Origin of the sequence: Nocardioides dokdonensis FR1436, from assembly GCF_001653335.1 — a bacterium.
Lineage (GTDB): Bacteria > Actinomycetota > Actinomycetes > Propionibacteriales > Nocardioidaceae > Nocardioides > Nocardioides dokdonensis.
Genome location: NZ_CP015079.1, coordinates 4,362,139 through 4,376,707 on the forward strand (window position 1 = coordinate 4,362,139; position 14,569 = coordinate 4,376,707).

The 14,569-nt window shown below is 70.4% G+C and carries 14 protein-coding genes and 1 pseudogene; 1 reads left to right on the top strand and 14 read right to left on the bottom strand.

Going from position 1 to position 14,569, the window contains the following annotated elements:
* Positions 1-17 precede the first annotated feature (17 nt).
* The 6 genes and pseudogenes from I601_RS20525 to I601_RS20960 form a co-directional block, all read right to left on the bottom strand.
* Complete coding sequence (locus I601_RS20525) at positions 18-3,161, bottom strand: VldE C-terminal domain-containing protein (RefSeq protein WP_068104876.1); 3,144 nt, start codon at positions 3,159-3,161, stop codon at positions 18-20.
* Between the two features lie 21 nt (positions 3,162-3,182).
* Positions 3,183-3,692: a hypothetical protein gene (locus I601_RS21815; protein WP_237089501.1), complete on the bottom strand. Its 510-nt coding sequence runs from the start codon at positions 3,690-3,692 to the stop codon at positions 3,183-3,185.
* Positions 3,668-4,729 (bottom strand): hypothetical protein, encoded by a 1,062-nt coding sequence (locus tag I601_RS20530; protein ID WP_237089502.1) that lies wholly within the window; start codon positions 4,727-4,729, stop codon positions 3,668-3,670. Before I601_RS20530 ends, I601_RS21815 begins: the two co-directional genes overlap by 25 nt.
* A 25-nt stretch (positions 4,730-4,754) precedes the next feature.
* A pseudogene (locus I601_RS21620) lies at positions 4,755-5,908 on the bottom strand (SCO6880 family protein).
* A complete protein-coding gene (locus tag I601_RS21630) occupies positions 5,832-6,230 on the bottom strand; it encodes an SCO6880 family protein (protein WP_218917722.1) in 399 nt (132 codons plus the stop codon). Before I601_RS21630 ends, I601_RS21620 begins: the two are co-directional and overlap by 77 nt.
* Positions 6,231-6,906: 676 nt before the next feature.
* On the bottom strand, positions 6,907-7,413 hold the full coding sequence (locus I601_RS20960) for a type IV secretion system protein (protein ID WP_169834733.1): 507 nt from the start codon (positions 7,411-7,413) through the stop codon (positions 6,907-6,909).
* Position 7,414: 1 nt separating this feature from the next.
* Between I601_RS20960 and I601_RS21440 the strand changes: the two genes are divergently transcribed.
* Positions 7,415-7,630, top strand: coding sequence for a hypothetical protein (locus I601_RS21440; RefSeq protein WP_169834734.1), 216 nt, complete (start codon positions 7,415-7,417; stop codon positions 7,628-7,630).
* A 6-nt stretch (positions 7,631-7,636) separates the two neighbouring features.
* Here I601_RS21440 and I601_RS20540 read toward each other — a convergent pair whose 3' ends face one another.
* The 8 genes from I601_RS20540 to I601_RS20580 form a co-directional block, all read right to left on the bottom strand.
* The gene (locus I601_RS20540; RefSeq protein WP_068114001.1) at positions 7,637-9,136 is read right to left on the bottom strand and encodes a hypothetical protein; all 1,500 of its coding nucleotides are present in this window, start codon (positions 9,134-9,136) and stop codon (positions 7,637-7,639) included.
* A 1-nt stretch (position 9,137) separates the two neighbouring features.
* Positions 9,138-9,554: a hypothetical protein gene (locus I601_RS20545; protein WP_157520385.1), complete on the bottom strand. Its 417-nt coding sequence runs from the start codon at positions 9,552-9,554 to the stop codon at positions 9,138-9,140.
* Positions 9,551-10,039 carry a hypothetical protein gene (locus tag I601_RS20550; protein WP_157520388.1) on the bottom strand — a complete coding sequence of 163 codons (489 nt, stop codon included), beginning with the start codon at positions 10,037-10,039 and terminating at the stop codon, positions 9,551-9,553. Before I601_RS20550 ends, I601_RS20545 begins: the two co-directional genes overlap by 4 nt.
* A 1,029-nt stretch (positions 10,040-11,068) precedes the next feature.
* Positions 11,069-11,992, bottom strand: coding sequence for a hypothetical protein (locus I601_RS20560; protein WP_068114014.1), 924 nt, complete (start codon positions 11,990-11,992; stop codon positions 11,069-11,071).
* The gene (locus I601_RS20565) at positions 11,953-12,234 is read right to left on the bottom strand and encodes a hypothetical protein (RefSeq protein WP_157520391.1); all 282 of its coding nucleotides are present in this window, start codon (positions 12,232-12,234) and stop codon (positions 11,953-11,955) included. Before I601_RS20565 ends, I601_RS20560 begins: the two co-directional genes overlap by 40 nt.
* 524 nt (positions 12,235-12,758) lie before the next feature.
* Positions 12,759-13,016 carry a hypothetical protein gene (locus I601_RS21635; protein ID WP_218917723.1) on the bottom strand — a complete coding sequence of 86 codons (258 nt, stop codon included), beginning with the start codon at positions 13,014-13,016 and terminating at the stop codon, positions 12,759-12,761.
* A 639-nt stretch (positions 13,017-13,655) separates the two neighbouring features.
* Entirely contained in the window at positions 13,656-14,024 is a 369-nt protein-coding gene (locus I601_RS20575; RefSeq protein ID WP_068114021.1) for a hypothetical protein, read from the bottom strand.
* A 190-nt stretch (positions 14,025-14,214) separates the two neighbouring features.
* The gene (locus I601_RS20580) at positions 14,215-14,400 is read right to left on the bottom strand and encodes a hypothetical protein (RefSeq protein ID WP_068114022.1); all 186 of its coding nucleotides are present in this window, start codon (positions 14,398-14,400) and stop codon (positions 14,215-14,217) included.
* Between the last annotated feature and the right edge of the window lie 169 nt (positions 14,401-14,569).

Genomic DNA, 14,569 nt, shown 5'->3' on the forward strand with positions numbered 1-14,569 from the left:
GGAGGGCCCGGCAGCGATCACACAGACCGGCTCGACTTCGAGGCGTTTTCAGCCAGCCAGGTCGAGGGGTCGACGTTGTCGGGTCCGTAGATGGAGCCGTTCTCGAGGTGGACCTCGAAGTGAAGGTGGCACCCGGAGCCGTTTCCCTCCTTGCCGACCTCACCGATCGGCTCGCCGGCAGCGACGGTCTGGCCGCGGCTGACGGTGACGCTCTGCATGTGCGCGTACCAGGTGGTCAGAGAGCCGGCGCCGGTGGTGACCTTGACCAGCTGCTTGCCGGCCCAGCTCTGGCTGGTGTCGATCTCGATGGTGCCGGCGTGGGCGGCGTAGACGGTCGTGTCGCACGGGGCGGAGAAGTCGGTTCCGGTGTGCCAGTTGGTCCAGTAGGGGCCGGTGTCGTGCCAGTTCTTCCGGTCCGTTCCGATGTACTGCGCGGGAACCGGGTAGACCACCTCGTCGCAGGACGCGCCCTCGAGGCCGACCGGGGAGACCTGGGCGTTGGGGAGCACGTTGATGTGCGGGTGGTCCAGGTGGTTCGCGGTAGCCGAGCCTCGGTCCTCCATCGGCCGCCAGCCCTCGTCGGCTCGCGCGACCGACCAGATGCGCTGGTACCAGATGATGTAGTCGATCCCGAGCTCGCGGGCGTGGGCCTGGGCGTACGCCACGAGCGCGTCCCCCTGGGCCTTGCCGGCGGGAGTCAGCGGGACCATGAAGTCGGCCGCCAGGCCGGCCGGGTGGCCGTGGGGGTCGGTGGCGCTCTCGCGGTAGCCGCCGACGGTCTTGATGTCGAACATCGGGCCGAGGATGTTGACCAGCTGCGTCAGCTGCGGCTTGACCGGGCCGAGGTTGTAGTTGGTCTCGGTCGCCACCGCGCAGCCCGCGCTGCTGCCGGCGGTGGTGGCGGTCACCAGCGGGTGGTCAGCGATCTTGTTGGCCTGGGTGCTGTTGTCGACCTCGGCGCTGGCCCAGGTGAGGTTGGCGCCGTAGATGTGGTCGATCGGCGCGTCCTGCTTGGGCTTCTTGCAGGGCTCCGCTGATCCGCCGAAGGCGTTGCTCAGTTCAGGGGTCAGCGCGCAGTGTGAGGAGTTCTGGCCGTCCTTGCCGTCGTTGAAGTCGCCCAGGATCACCGCCGGGGTGCCGGTGCCGGCGAGCTCGGTCATGGTGGCCAGCTGGCGGCGCAGCGCCTCCTGGCGGTGCCCGGAGGCGTTCCCTTGCGTGTTGGCGGGGTTGTGGATGCTCCAGACCCAGATGACCTGCCCGGCGTTGACGCTGTCGGCCGCACCCGTCAGCTGGACGACCGGCATCCCGACGTCCTTGCCGTTGAAGTACGGGATCTGGACGAGGCGTGAGTCGGTCATCTGCCAGCTGCCGCGATCCCAGATCACCTTGTTCTGGGTGTTGCCGGTGGCCGGGTACATGCCCCACTTGGCCGAGTAGCGCTCAGCCAGGGCCTTGGCCTGGGGGCCATGGACCTCCTGGAGGCCGGCGATGGAGACGCCGGCGTTCTCGATCGCGCTGAGTGCCCCGGGCAGACGCTTGTCCCAGGTGGCGTACCCGGCCTTCTCGTTGCCGCCGCCCGCCTGGTTGTCGGTGTGGCCGGCGCCCAAGATGTTCAAGGTCCCGACGGTGATCGGGTTGACGGTGTCCTCGCAGTTGCTCGCGTTCGAGACCTCGCCGTCGACGCCTGGCAGGTCGGGTAGGTCGCCGCCGAGCAGCTCGGTGATGTCGCCGGCGACGCCCTCCCACTGGGCGTAGGCGTCGGGGAAGCCGGAGCGCTGCACAGCCTGGGCCGCCTGCGTGAGCGGCATGTCCTGCCAGCCGGGGATGTCGAGCAGGCCGGGGTTGCCGGTGTGCTGGGCCTTGCCGAAGAAGGCACGCGCGGCGAGGACGGGGTTGGTGACCTCAGCACGGCTCCCCCAGCCGGTCGAGGGACGCTGCTGGAACAGGCCGCCGGAGTCGCGGTCGCCGCCGGTGAGGTTGACCAGCTTGGACTCCTGGATCGCGGTGGCGATCGCGATCTGCAGCCCGTAGCGGGGAACCTGGAGGTCGCGGGCAACCTGGGCGATGGTGATCGCATTGCGGGCCTGCTCGGTGGTCAGGGTCGGGTAGCTGGAGGCGAACCGCAGCTGCATCAGCTGGGCGAGCACGTCGCCGGACGGGGGCTCGGCCGACGTCCTTGTGGTGTGGGCGGCGTTCACCACACCTTCGCTGGTGGCCGCGGTCGTGGGGGCGCTCTCGGGGCCGGCGCCGTTCATGGCGATGCGGGCGGCGATCCAGTGGTGGTCGGAGACCATGGTCCCGTCCCAGCCGCCCTCGAGCCGCACGCCCTGGTACTGGGGGAAGAAGATGAAGTCGACCGAGTGGTTGTGCCAGCCGTAGCCGGCGGCCTTCATCTTGGCGGCCGCCGTCCACGGGAGGTCGGTGTAGGAGGCGTGGGTGTTCATGTCGCCGCCGATGAGCACCGGGCCGTGGGTGGCCAGGGAGTTCCGCAGCTGCAGCAGGATGTCCATGCCGGCGCCGTACTGCTGGGGCCGGGTCAGCGGCGGGTTGCTGTGCTGGCGGGGGTACTTGTGCGGGTTGGTCATGTGGTGGGTCGAGATCACCGACACCACGGCGCCGTCGGCGCGCTCGAGGATCACCCAGGTGGCGAACCGATCCCAGGTGACCGGGCGGCCCTTGTAGTAGGTGTTGTCGTCGACGGCGAGGGTGACCCGGCCACCGTTGGCCTTGGACCAGGTGTCGCGCTTCCACAGCACGACGTTGCCCATCGAGTTGTTGTCGCCGGTGTGGTCGGCGACCCGGAACGCGTCGTAGCCGGGGGCGGCCGCCTCGATCTGCGCCAGGCTCCAGCCGCTGGCCTCGTTGAGGCTCACGAAGTCGGGGTTCGTCGACAGCACCCGGGGCATGGAGGCCCGGAAGCCGTCGAGACCGGAGCGGCGCGGGATGTTGGCCTGCGCCATGGTGACCTTGCCCTTGACCGGACCGCCCACGGGACCGTCGATGACACCGAGGTCGCCGAGCTCAGTGGGTGCGGTCTCGCTGGTCTGGGTGCGGCACTCGGCTGCCGCGGTCGTGGTCATGACCACCATCAGGGTGACGACGAACGGCAGGGCCATGAAGACGATCAGGACCGGCAGTCCGGCGAGGAGTAGCTTCTTCACGACAGGTCAGTCCCGAGCGCCTCAGCCGGCGGCCTCGATGGCCTCGTTGGTGTAGTAGAGCTTCTTCTCCAGCGGGTGGAGCACCGTCTGGACCTTGTAGGTGGCGTCTCCGACGCACCACAGCGCGCGGCCCTTGTCCTGCATCGCCCACCCGGAGACGAGGTCCTGGGCGATCGGGCCGAAGCCGAGCATCGAGTCGAGCTCGCGCGCGACGCGCGGCTTCTGCCCGCCGAGGATCTTGATGTCGGCCAGTTCGAGGAGGTCCTTGGCGATCATCGCGGCCTGGGAGTCGGCATCGCCGACCGAGAGCAGGTCGGAGGGCTTGTGGAGGTTGGCGAACTGGATGTCGCCGCCCTTGCCGGCCATGCCGCGCGAGAGCCGCAGGTCGGCGTCGAAGCTCATTACCGCGGAGACGCCGAGGCGCATCTGCTTCCAGACCTCGTCGCGCACGACGATGCGCAGGTCGCCGGGCTCGGCGATCTCGCGCAGCCCGCGGCCCCAGGAGTTCATGCACAGCAGCGCGATGCCCACGGCCTCGTCCCGAGGCCGTCGAGCCGGGAGAGGCTGAACGACTGGATCGGGGCGCGCCAGTCGACCTCGATGTTGGTGAAGTCGTCGAAGAGGCCGGCCAGGGTGCCGGTGACCAGCTCACCGAGCGCGTTGCGCAGCAGCCGGGTCTGGTCGAGGAACTGGCGGGTGTTCCCGTACTCGCACGCCCGGACGAGTTCCTCGGTGGGGTTGCGCAGCAGGTCCCACAGCCGCGGGATGGTGGTCTCGGTGAGGATCGAGTTGCCGGCGGCGTAGCCGGTGAGGATCGCCAAGGCGTTGCGGACGACGTCGCTCTCGTCGGGCCCGAACGGCACTCGGCGCTGGTCGTCGAGCTTCATGCTGCCGACCAGGCCGCGGATCAGGACCAGCCAGCGCTTGAAGATGATCGTCGTGCGCCGTTGGGCTTCCTCGGCCGAGAGCTTCTCCCAGTCGTGGCCGAGCGGGCCCATGGCCAGGGGGTTGATTCGTGCCCAGAAGCCGGGGGCGATGACGAACGGCTCGACACCGAGCGCGCGGCACAGCGACTCGTACTCGTCCTTGGGGTCACCCAAGACCAGGGTGCGGTAGCCGAAGGGCATCATCCGGGTGCAGAACGCCTTGGTGGTGCCGGACTTGCCGGTGCCGGGCTTGGCGAACTGGAAGATGTTCGGGTTGGTCGCCGACACGTCGTCGCGCAGCACCCAGCCGAACGGGTCGCAGTAGAACGAGCCGCCGGAGAGCTGGTCGACGCCCATCTGCGCCCCGGTCGGCGGCAGGGCCGGCGCGGACACGAACGGCCAGAACACCGGTGCTTGGTCACTGGTCATCCGCCAGGCCTGCGCCGGGGCCGTGACGGGCGCCCAGCCGCGGCCGCGACGAGCTGCACCGCGGCGCGGGGCGTACTTGAAGATCCGGGGCTCCTTGGCCTCCGGGGCGAGCGGGGGGATCGTGGGCAGGTCGTGGCCGAAGTCGGACAACAAGGCCGCCATGTCCCTGCCTCGATCGGCGCCGCCGCGGTTCCGGCGGGTCGTGGTGGGCATCAGGCGTCTCCGCTCCGGGTCAGGCTCATCCCGACGGGGATGGTCGAGGCGGCGAAACCGACGTCCTGGGCCAGGTCGAGCCGCAGGGGCGCAAACCCGGCGCGTCGGATCGAGGCGTCCAGGCGACGGCCGAACTCGGTGATCCGCAGCGTCTTGGGAACCGTGACCGTGCACACCGCGTAAGGCCGGACCAGCGCGTTGCCGTGGGCCAGCTTGGCGTCCAGGCCGCGGCCTTGTGGGCCTCGTCGCGCTGCTTGGCACGGGTCTTGCGGCCGAGCTTCTCGTTCATCCCCTCAGCCAGGTCTGCGGCCCACTCGGCGTTGCCGGACTGCCGGTCGGCCTTGGACTGGGACACGATCGGGAAGGAGACGACGAACGAGCGCCGCTCACCGGACTCGCTCGGGGTGAGGATCGGCGCCAGGGCGCCCATCGCCACGCCGCGGGTCGGGAGCTTGATGGTGGAACTGATCGAGTTCCACGCGTCGTGGCTGTAGTGCCGCACCGTCGCATCCGCGCCCGAGGGCCCGGCCAGCGCCCACGGGACGTCGGCGTTCACGCTCGGGTCCTTCTCCCGCATGGCGAGGGCCTCGACGATGCCGGCGCGATCGCCTGGGGCGAACCCGGTCCGGGACGCCAGGGCGAGCTCCGGCGAGGTGAGCCAGCGGACCGACGTCATCCCCATCGGGCCCCGCAGCTGGGCCTCGATCTCGGCCATGAGCAGGTAGAGCTCGCGGCAGCGGCCCTCGAAGCCGCCCCCGGACTCCTTGGCCGACCGGGCGATCCGGGTCTCCGGGACGACGATTGTCACGAACTGCTCGTGCGCACCGACGCCTGCGTGAGGCCCACCGCGAGGTCGCTGTTGACGACCTCGGACAGCTGGGGGGCGTTGTCGCGGCGGTGCTTGTTGACCCACAGATCGCGCTCGGCGCCGTCCTCGGGGACGGTGCGGACCATGAACAGGATCTCGTCGACCTTCTCGGTGCGGCCGGCGACGTCGAGCAGCCCGGCCAGCGCCTCGCCGTAACGGCTGCGCTCCTCGGTGTCCTTCATGCCGATGCCGGGGTGGACGATCGAGGCGGTGACTGCCCAGGTCTTCGTCGCGTCATCGTGGATCACTCCGACCCGCTGCAGCTGGGAGCCGTGCGGCGGGCCGTCGTGGATCTTGATGCCCTGCAGCACCCGGGGAGATCGGGGGTGTCGAGGTCCTCGGCGCGGCCCTCGGTGGCCTGGCACGGAACGAGGTCCAGCCGAGCAGCCCGCCGACGGCGTACATCGTCGAGGCGAACACCCAGCCCGTGGCCGAGCGGCCCCGGACCGGGACGACGGTGATGGCCAGCAGGAACAGCCAGACCAGGGCGAACAGGAACGCAGAGAACCACGCTCCGCGGCTGATCGCCCAGAACGCCGGCAGGCTGGCCAGCGCCAGGAACATCAGCTGGCCTCCGGAGAGGCCGAAGAACCAGCCGATGCGGTCGCGCTGGTAGTCGGCGTAGATGGTCATCGTCGGTTTCCTTCCGGGTCACTGCATGTCGATTGGGGCTGGGGGCAGGTCGTGCGGCGCATCGGCTACACCGCCACCGGGGGGATCGCGCCGCCTGCTGCACCGGCTCCGCCGGCACCTCCGGCCGCTCCCCGCCGCCACCGCGGCCGGGGGTCTTGGGCGCTGCTCCGGCACCACCGCCGCCCTGTCCGCCAGAGCCGCCGCCCTGCCCGCCCGAGCCGCCACCCGAGCCACCGCCGGGTCCGCCGCCGGTGGGCAGCGTCGGCGGGGTGGGCGGGGCAGGCGGGGCAGGCGGGGTCGGCAACGGCGAGTCGTCGTCCCCGCTGTTCTGCGAGCCCGGTGCGTGCCGCTGCTCTGGTCGCCCGACTGGCCGCCGGACTGGCCGGACTGGCGGCCACCCATGTTGGCTGAAGTCGGGTCCGTAGGTGCTCTGCCCGACGCCGGCCTGGTTGGTTTCGTCCGACATCAGGGACGTGGCCTTCGCTCCGGCGCTGCTGACCATCCCGAGCCCGGCAGCGAACGCCTGTCCGACCGGGCCGAAGCTGCCGAGGACGCCCTGGGTGGACTTGCTGAACCGGTCGCCCCGTCGAGGCCTCGGCGCTCTGCTCACCCGACGAGCGACCGTTGCCGTCGGTGGTCGAGGCGGCCGACGAGCCGCCGCCGGCACCGCCGCCGCTCAGCAGCCCCTGGAGGCCGCCCTGGATGGCCATGCCCTGCCGGAACGACGCGCCGCTGGGGGTGCCGGGGGTCGACGAAGGCCAGAAGCTTGAACAGCGCCAGCGGCGCGACGACGCTGATCAGGATCGTCATGACCGCCGCAGGGCCGTGCCGAACGCCTTGGCGGTGCCGTCTGCGAGGTGGGCAGCGACGCGTTGGCGAACTGCACGCCGATGCCCAGCACCATCACCATCAGCACCGGGGTGAACGCCGCGGCGTGGAACCAGCGCAGCGACTTCCAGAACCAGGAGCGGGTGAAGTCGGAGACCAACCCGGCCGCGGCGAGCGGGCCGGTGGCGACCAGGACCAGCAGCGAGGCCGCCCTCGCGAGGTAGACCAGGACGTGTCCGATCGCGGCCAGCCACAGGAAGATGCCGAGGAAAGCCAGCGCGGTGGCCACGCCGGCCTCGGTGATGTCGTCGACGCCGAGGCCGCCCAGGGGATCCCAGTCGGGCCAGGTCTGCACCTTGAGCAGCGGACTTCATCAGCGCTTTCGTGATGGCGCCGCAGGCCGCGACGATCATGACGCAGTAGCCGAACCAGCAGGCGCAGACCAGGACGAACTGGCCGGCGCCGATGAACGCCCGCGCGAGGCCCCCTCGCGTTTGAAGGCCGCCGCGCCGAGCTGGATCATCGCCAAGATGACCACCAGGGCGAGCGCGAGCCAGAGGGTGAAGGCGTAGACGTCCTTACCGGGTCCGTCGTCGCTGAGGTCGGGGGTCAAGAACAGCTCGCTGAACGTGAGCACGATGCGCAGCACGAACAGGCCGGAGCTCCACACCGCGAGCATGGCTGCGGTCCAGGCATCGGCCGCCGCCTTGGCGATGACGTCCCGATGTTCTCGAACGGGTTGGGGATGTCACCGAGGCCGGGGATGCCGGCGCCGAAGAGGTCCCCCACGTTCGGGAGTCCGGGGATGCCGGGCACCCCCGGGACGCCAGGGAGTCCGATCCCCGGGAGCCCGGCGCGCAGATCGCGTCGAGCAGCCCACACCCGCTGACTCCCGGCACACTCCCCCGACTCCCTTGGCGCAGTCGGTGAGGCTGGGGTTTCCAGGCACTCCTGGACGCCCTCGACCTGGTTCTCGATCTCGTCCTTGACGCCACCGGCCGCGTCCTTGCCGCAGTCGACCGGGTCCTCCGCGCACTCGAGGGCGTCTCCGCCGATGTCGCACAGTTCGTCGGACCAAGGCAGCCCATCTTGAGGGTGCGGGCCGGCAGCTGGCTGGTGGTCTCGACCGTGGCGACCTGCGCTGTGCTGGCCGCCGTGCTGGTCGCCGGCTCGGCCGCGGCGGCGGTTGGCGGCTGGATGGTCGTGGCGGCTCCGAGAAGCGTGGTGAGGACCAGGACCGCCAGGGCGTCGATGCCCAGCCTGGTGACCCGGTGGAAGAGGTCGGCGGTGCTCACTGGGGTGCCGTTGATCGGGATCCAGCCGGCCTGCTTGTACTCCGGAGTGCCCGGCGCGACCGCCTTGGGCTGTGGAGACCAGGTGCTCGATGTCTGCGGTGCTGCCTGGACCAGGCACCAGTCGCCCACGCCGTCGACCTCGAGCCACCGCATCAGCTGGGTGCCGGCGTAGAGGCCGTCGCTGACCTTGCCGTTGGCGGTGGTGAGGGTGACGTAGCTGAGCAGGTTCACCGCGTAGTAGCCGGTGTCGAGCTCCTCGAGGGTGTACGCGATCGGCGTCACCGCGTACGACGCGGGCGGGGGGACGTCCCCCTCCTTCGGGACGCCGGCTTGCTGGCGGCGCAGCGCGACAGCGTCGCGGGCGCGCTGCTCGAAGACGGCCGTGTCCTCGGGGTTGGCGTACAGGCCGGCGACGGCGGCGGCCTGGTCGTAGTCGAACCCGACCTGCGCCTTGGCGACCTCGACTTGCAGCGCGACCGCGCCCAGGTCGGTCTGGGGGAACCGGGTCGGGTAGCCGTCGACCTGGTCGGCGCCGGTCGGGATCACGACGCCGTCTGCGGGTGCGCTCTCCGGGGACCTGGTCGACCGAGACGTTCTGCCCCTGCTGCCCGGCTGGCTCGAGGAGTCCCCGGATGTCTTGTCGGTTCCGCTGCTGTCATCGGTCCGGCCGCGCGCTCCGAGCCAGACGGCGGTCGCCACGAGGACGGCGATCGCCACCAGGACCCCCACGCGCAGCAGGGTCGTGCGGGACTCCCCCATCGAGTCGTTGATCCGGTTGCTCATCTCAGTGCTCCCCTTCCGTGTCGCCGGGGTGGGCGGGTTCGGTGGTGTGGTCGGTGGACCAGGTGCGCCAGCCGGCCTCGTGTGCCAGCTGGGTGCCGGGCCAGGTCGCGGGTGCGGGTGCCGGCGGGGCGCCGGGGGCGACCATCCAGCCCCCATGCTCGCAGTGCGAAGGCGATCGGCTTGTAGGGGCGCTGACCTTCATCAGCACGCAGACCGTCGCCCAGTCGGGGCCGTCGGTGCCCTTGACCAGCGCGGCGGCCGGCTCCAGGGTCACCGAGGCGCTGGGGTCCTTGACTTCGCCCATCCCGGTGCTGGAGAGGAACGCGCGGACGCTGGCGGTGATCCACCAGTCCTCCGCACGGACCCCACCGGGCAGGGCCCAGGCGTTGTAGACCTCCTCGGCGGTGCTCAGGCTCATCGACTGCAGCACCGCGAGGTCGATCTGGGCGAGCTGTCCGATCGCGCCCTCCGGCTGTGCCCTCCGGTCACGGTCCGGTCGGGATTTGATCTCCGGTGGCGCTGGTGGCTCCCCGGGAAGGCGGCCCGGCGGCGCACGGTCAGCATCGGCTCGGCCGCGATCTCATCGCGATGCGCGGCACCGCGGGCCACCGTCGAGCGCTCGGTCTCGCCGGTGGCCACGCCGGTGTTCGCGCTGGCCTCGTCACCGATGCCGGCGATCGCCAGGTAGACCGCGTAGGCGAGGCCGCCGAGCAGGAGCACAGCCACGGCGACGGCGGCGGCCAGGATGCCGAGCAGCCGGCGCCGGCTCCACTCGCTGGTGCCTTCTGCCTTCTTCGTGGCTGCGCGCGCAGCCCAGCCGAGGATCCCGTTGAGCATCCCGAGGCGATCGCCACACGACAACCGAGATCGCGCGACCTTGGAGGCGTGCGGCAGGGAGAACACTCGGCGATGATGGCGATGATGAGACCGAACAGGACGATGACGCCCCACAGCACGTAGCTGGTGATCTCGTTGGTGGGGCCGACAGCACCCGGGGGCGCCTTCGGGCAGCACGGTGGTTGCGGTTGCGGTCATGACGTCCATGGTCTTCCTTCTGGGTTGCTGACCCCGGGCGGGGGCTTTCGCTGGTGTCGGTGGGCAGTGCGGGCTCGAGCAGCTGACGTGCTGCCGAGATCAGGGGGGCCGGGACGGGTCGGGAGTCCAGGCCGTTGACCGCGAGCTCGCGGTCCTCCACGCTCCGCCCGGCCGGCACGGCGGGTTTGCTCGAGGCCGCGCGGCCACTTCTTGCGGCGGGGCCCGCGGACGGCGAGGACGATCTGCTCTGGCTGCCAGTAGCCGGCCAGCAGGTCCATGGCGACGCGCGGGGGACGGTGGCGGTGGTGACCAGGACGATCTGATCGGCGGCGCGGACGGCTTCGGCCAGCCAGCAGTCGGTGGCCAGCAGCTGGCCGGCCTCCCAGCCGACGTCGAGAATGGTCAGCTGGGTCTCGTTCTGTGCCTCGGTGGGCAGCGGGACCTCGTCGACGCCAGCGAGGACCTCGCTGGCGCGCTCGAGCAGGACGTGGTCGCGCTTGCCCTGACGCCAGTCGGTCGGGTGCAGGCCGAGCTCGGCGGTGCTCGCCGCGGCGAGTCCGGAGGCGGTGACCGAGCAGCACTCGATGACTCGGACCGGGGCGGCTGCCGCCAGGCCGGTGGCCAGGGCGACGGTGCTCGCGCCGACCGAGCCTGCGGACCCGATCACGGCGATGGTGTGCTCGCCGTCGGCCGGTGACCAGTTGTCCTCCGCGGCGGTGCCGCGGCCGCGGGGGCCCTTGCCGGCGCCGGGACCGGTGCGGAACTCGCCGGCGTTCAGTGCGTGCCAGGCGCTTGAGCTCGTCGATACCGACCGGGCGGCTCGGGGTCTGGGTGCTCACTGGGCCTCCCCGAGGGTGCCGCGGCGGAACTCGAGCGCGGCGCGGACCTCGGCCGGGGTCAGGGTCGCAGCTGCGCCTTCGCGGCCTGGACTTCGTGCAGCTGGGCGACGCAGCCGGTCAGCTGCTCGATCGCCTCGATCTCGCGGCCGGCGATCGCGAACAGCTCGGCGATCTGCTCCGGCTTACGGGTCTCGCCGTCGTGGGTGTTTGTCATGGGCTTCACCACCTCCAGTCGCCTATGTGTCGCGGGGTGGCGCGAGCGATCACTTCCGGGCTTATTCGTCATGGCCGAACTTCCTCGGGGCGGCCGCGGCGAGGGCGCGCATGGAGCGAGAGCCGTGGCGACGGACGGTCGCCTCAGAGACCCCGATGCGGGGCGCGACCGGCTGGACACCTCGTTGCTGAGCAGGCCGCCATACCCGCGCGCCAGCCTGCGGGTCTCGACTCGGTCGGCCTCCTCGACCAGGCACAGCAGCAGGTACCGGTCCGCGGGGCTCACCTTGTGGTCGCAGGCCCACGCGAGCAGCTCCAGGAGCTCCTCAGTGGCCGACGGCTCCTCCTGCTCGGGTCCGGCGTCGGCGAGGATCTCGGGGCGGTGGAACAGCGCGCCGGCGACCCGCTCGGTCGGCATCTCGGCCGAGTAGCCGGCACCGCCGTCGACGCTCGTCAGGTCGCCAGCCGAGAAGGACTCGACGAGGGTGGTGTTGGCCCAGGTGCGGTCGGCGCGGGAGACGTAGAAGAAGTCGCCGACCTCGCGGAGGACACCGACGCGGGTGTTGATCAAGATGTTGGCCGCGACCTTGCGGGTCCGGCGCCACTTGAAGCTGCGGACCTCGATCCACAGCTGGGAGGCCACGAGCTCGTCGACCCGCTCGACTGCTGACCAGGTGCCGGCCATCACCGGCTGGCTGTCGCGGAAGACCTCGCGTGGCGGGAGGGTGCTCAGCCAGCCCGCGAGCGGCAGGCGCCGGGCAGCAGGCACTTGGCCAGAGCGGCCGCAGCGGCGATGTCGCCGCCGCCGTCGGGGGCCGCCAGCATGGCCAGCGCGAGGAGGACCGGGTCGGAGGTTTCGTGGTCCACCGTCGGAAGCCAGGAGCGGAGATCGTCGAAGTTGTCGACCACACCGAGGCGCGGATCGGCGGCCACCCAGGCCGGCCACTTCTGGCGGGCCTGGTCGAGCAGTTCGCTGTTGTCGTCGAGGCCGAGCTGGTCGCCCACACTCATCGCGCTCGCTCCTTTCGTCCGTGGCTGAGCACGGCAGAAAGATCGCGAGCAGGCGTCCCCGCATCCGTCCCCCCAAACCCCTGATTTCGAGGGGGGACGCCTGCTCGACGGGGATACGGTCGTTGCGTTTGCGCAGGTCAGAGAGGGGGGACGCCCCCGCCCCCGAAAAACAAAAAAGTTCCCGGCCGACCCTTGCGCGGCCTTCCTTCTCATGCGCGGTCGAGCGGCCCCGGACGGCAGTCGACGCGACGCCGGTCCGGCGCCGGCGCAGCCTCTCCCCGGCCTGGACGCCGTGAGTTTCTGGATCTCCTGCGCGCTCGATCGGCCGTGCTCTACTAGGCGCCGAAGCCCCAGGTGACCCGAGACGCCTGGGGCTTTCCCCTTCGCAAAGGTGGCCCGCGCAGGCCGGATACTCGCCGCCGGCCAGGCTCGATCCGAGGCCCTTAGAACGAGAACAGGTCCCCGTCCTGCTCCGAGGACGGGGACCTGTCTCCTGTGGTCGCTGAGTGACTACCGACCACTCACTACGTCAGCACCTGGGCCTCACCGATGCGGATCGGCAGCGCGTCGGTGGTCAGGTCGAACTCGATGGTTCCGGACTGACCTCCGCCGGCCCACTCGACGACCCAGTGGCTCGTGGCGGTGACCTGGTAGGCCCCATCGGGCTGGTCCGTTGACATCTTCTCGTAGCGGTGCCCACACGTCGGCGAGTCCTGCTTGCCGTAGTGGTCGGCGTACGGGGTGCCCTTGCCTGTGCAGGTCACCGTGGTCCCGTCACCCATGTCCCAGACGATGCTGGAGACGCTGGCGGTGGCACTGACCGACACCGACCCTCGCTGGCCGATGCAGTGATCGGGCCGAACGTGTCGTCCGTCGGGCTGTCGACCCACATCCACACCGGGAGCCCGACAAGGCCAACCCGGTTCGGACCCGATTCGGGGACGATGCCGATCTGGATGGGATCCAGGTCCATCGAGGCGATCGCGCGCTGAGCGAGCACCACAGGGTCGATGGTGACTACTTCGCCGGTCTGCACCCACGTGTACTCCCAGGACGATCCGGGCGGCGGGAAGTAGCAGACGTGCCAGGCGCCATCTTCCTTCGTCTGGCCGCGGGCGGCTGAAGATCTTCGCCCAGCTCACCAGCCGAAGGTCCGATCCAGCACTCGTGAAGGCTGCTCCACACCGACCCTCCGGGGCCGGTGCACGGAATCTCTCTCCCGTTGTAGTTGCAGGTGGAGGAGCCGCCGGTGTCGCCGTCACCGCCGTTGCCGCCGTTGCCGCCACCATCCTCCTCGTCCTCACAGACGACCTCGCCCGTCTCCTCGTCGACGTCGCAGCCATCAGCGTTGGCCGCGGGTGCCATTGCGACCACGACCACGAACGACGCGCCGAGCATCGCCAGCAGAGCGATGATGCGCCTTAGCATGACTCCTCCCACAGGAGGTCAGATTCGGTCACCTTCCACGTGCCCTTGTCCTTGACGAGGGTGTACTTGACGGGCGCTGGGTTGCGGAGAGGGTTGCCTTCAGGAGTGGTGTAGTCGGGCGTCCGCACCTTGCCCTTCACCTTCACGGTTACTCCTGAACGGTCCTCGCAGTCCGTGATCTCGATCGAGCTGCCGCGGTTTCGCGGCTCCCCGAGCGTGTGGACGTAGCTGCCGGTCTTCGTGACGTCGGCAATCTTCATGTCGACGACCGCTTCCTGCAGCTCAAGAAACTCCTCACCCGTCGCGACCGGGTTGAGGGCCTTGAAGTCGATCGTCCGCTTCCGGTGGGCCAGGTCCCTCACCTCGAGGTACTTCGTCAGCTGGGCCGCCGCCTTCTCCTCCGGTGTCTTCGGAGTCGGCGTGCTGGTGGGTGTCGGCGAGGGGGACTGGCTCGGGGTCTCCTGGACCGTGGGCTCGGTGTCGTCGCCGCCGCAGCCCGTCAGGGTCAGTGCGAGGGCGAGGGCCCCTCCCCGAGTGCGGAGTGGTGCTTCCTCATGTGGTGTCTCCTCCTGTGTGGGGCGACGCCATGACTGACCGCTGGCTGACGTCGTTGGCAATGTGCTCGAGGTGTTCTTCGGCTGCGTCGACGAGCTCGGCCAGCGAGCCGTTGTCGGCGGGGTCGATCCCGAACTTCTTGTCGGCGTTGTAGAGCGTGCGGATGGTGTCGCGCACGAACACGGGCCGCGCGACGCGGGGCGTCGAGATCGGGGCGGTCGCCGCCCGGCCGCGACGTATCGGCCGGTGAGTTCCTGGTCGAACGTTGTCATGTGCTGGTGCTCCCTTCCCGAGTCAGCGCGAGCCAGCCGTGTGTTGGATGATGGTCTCGTGCGCTCCGACAATTCCATGG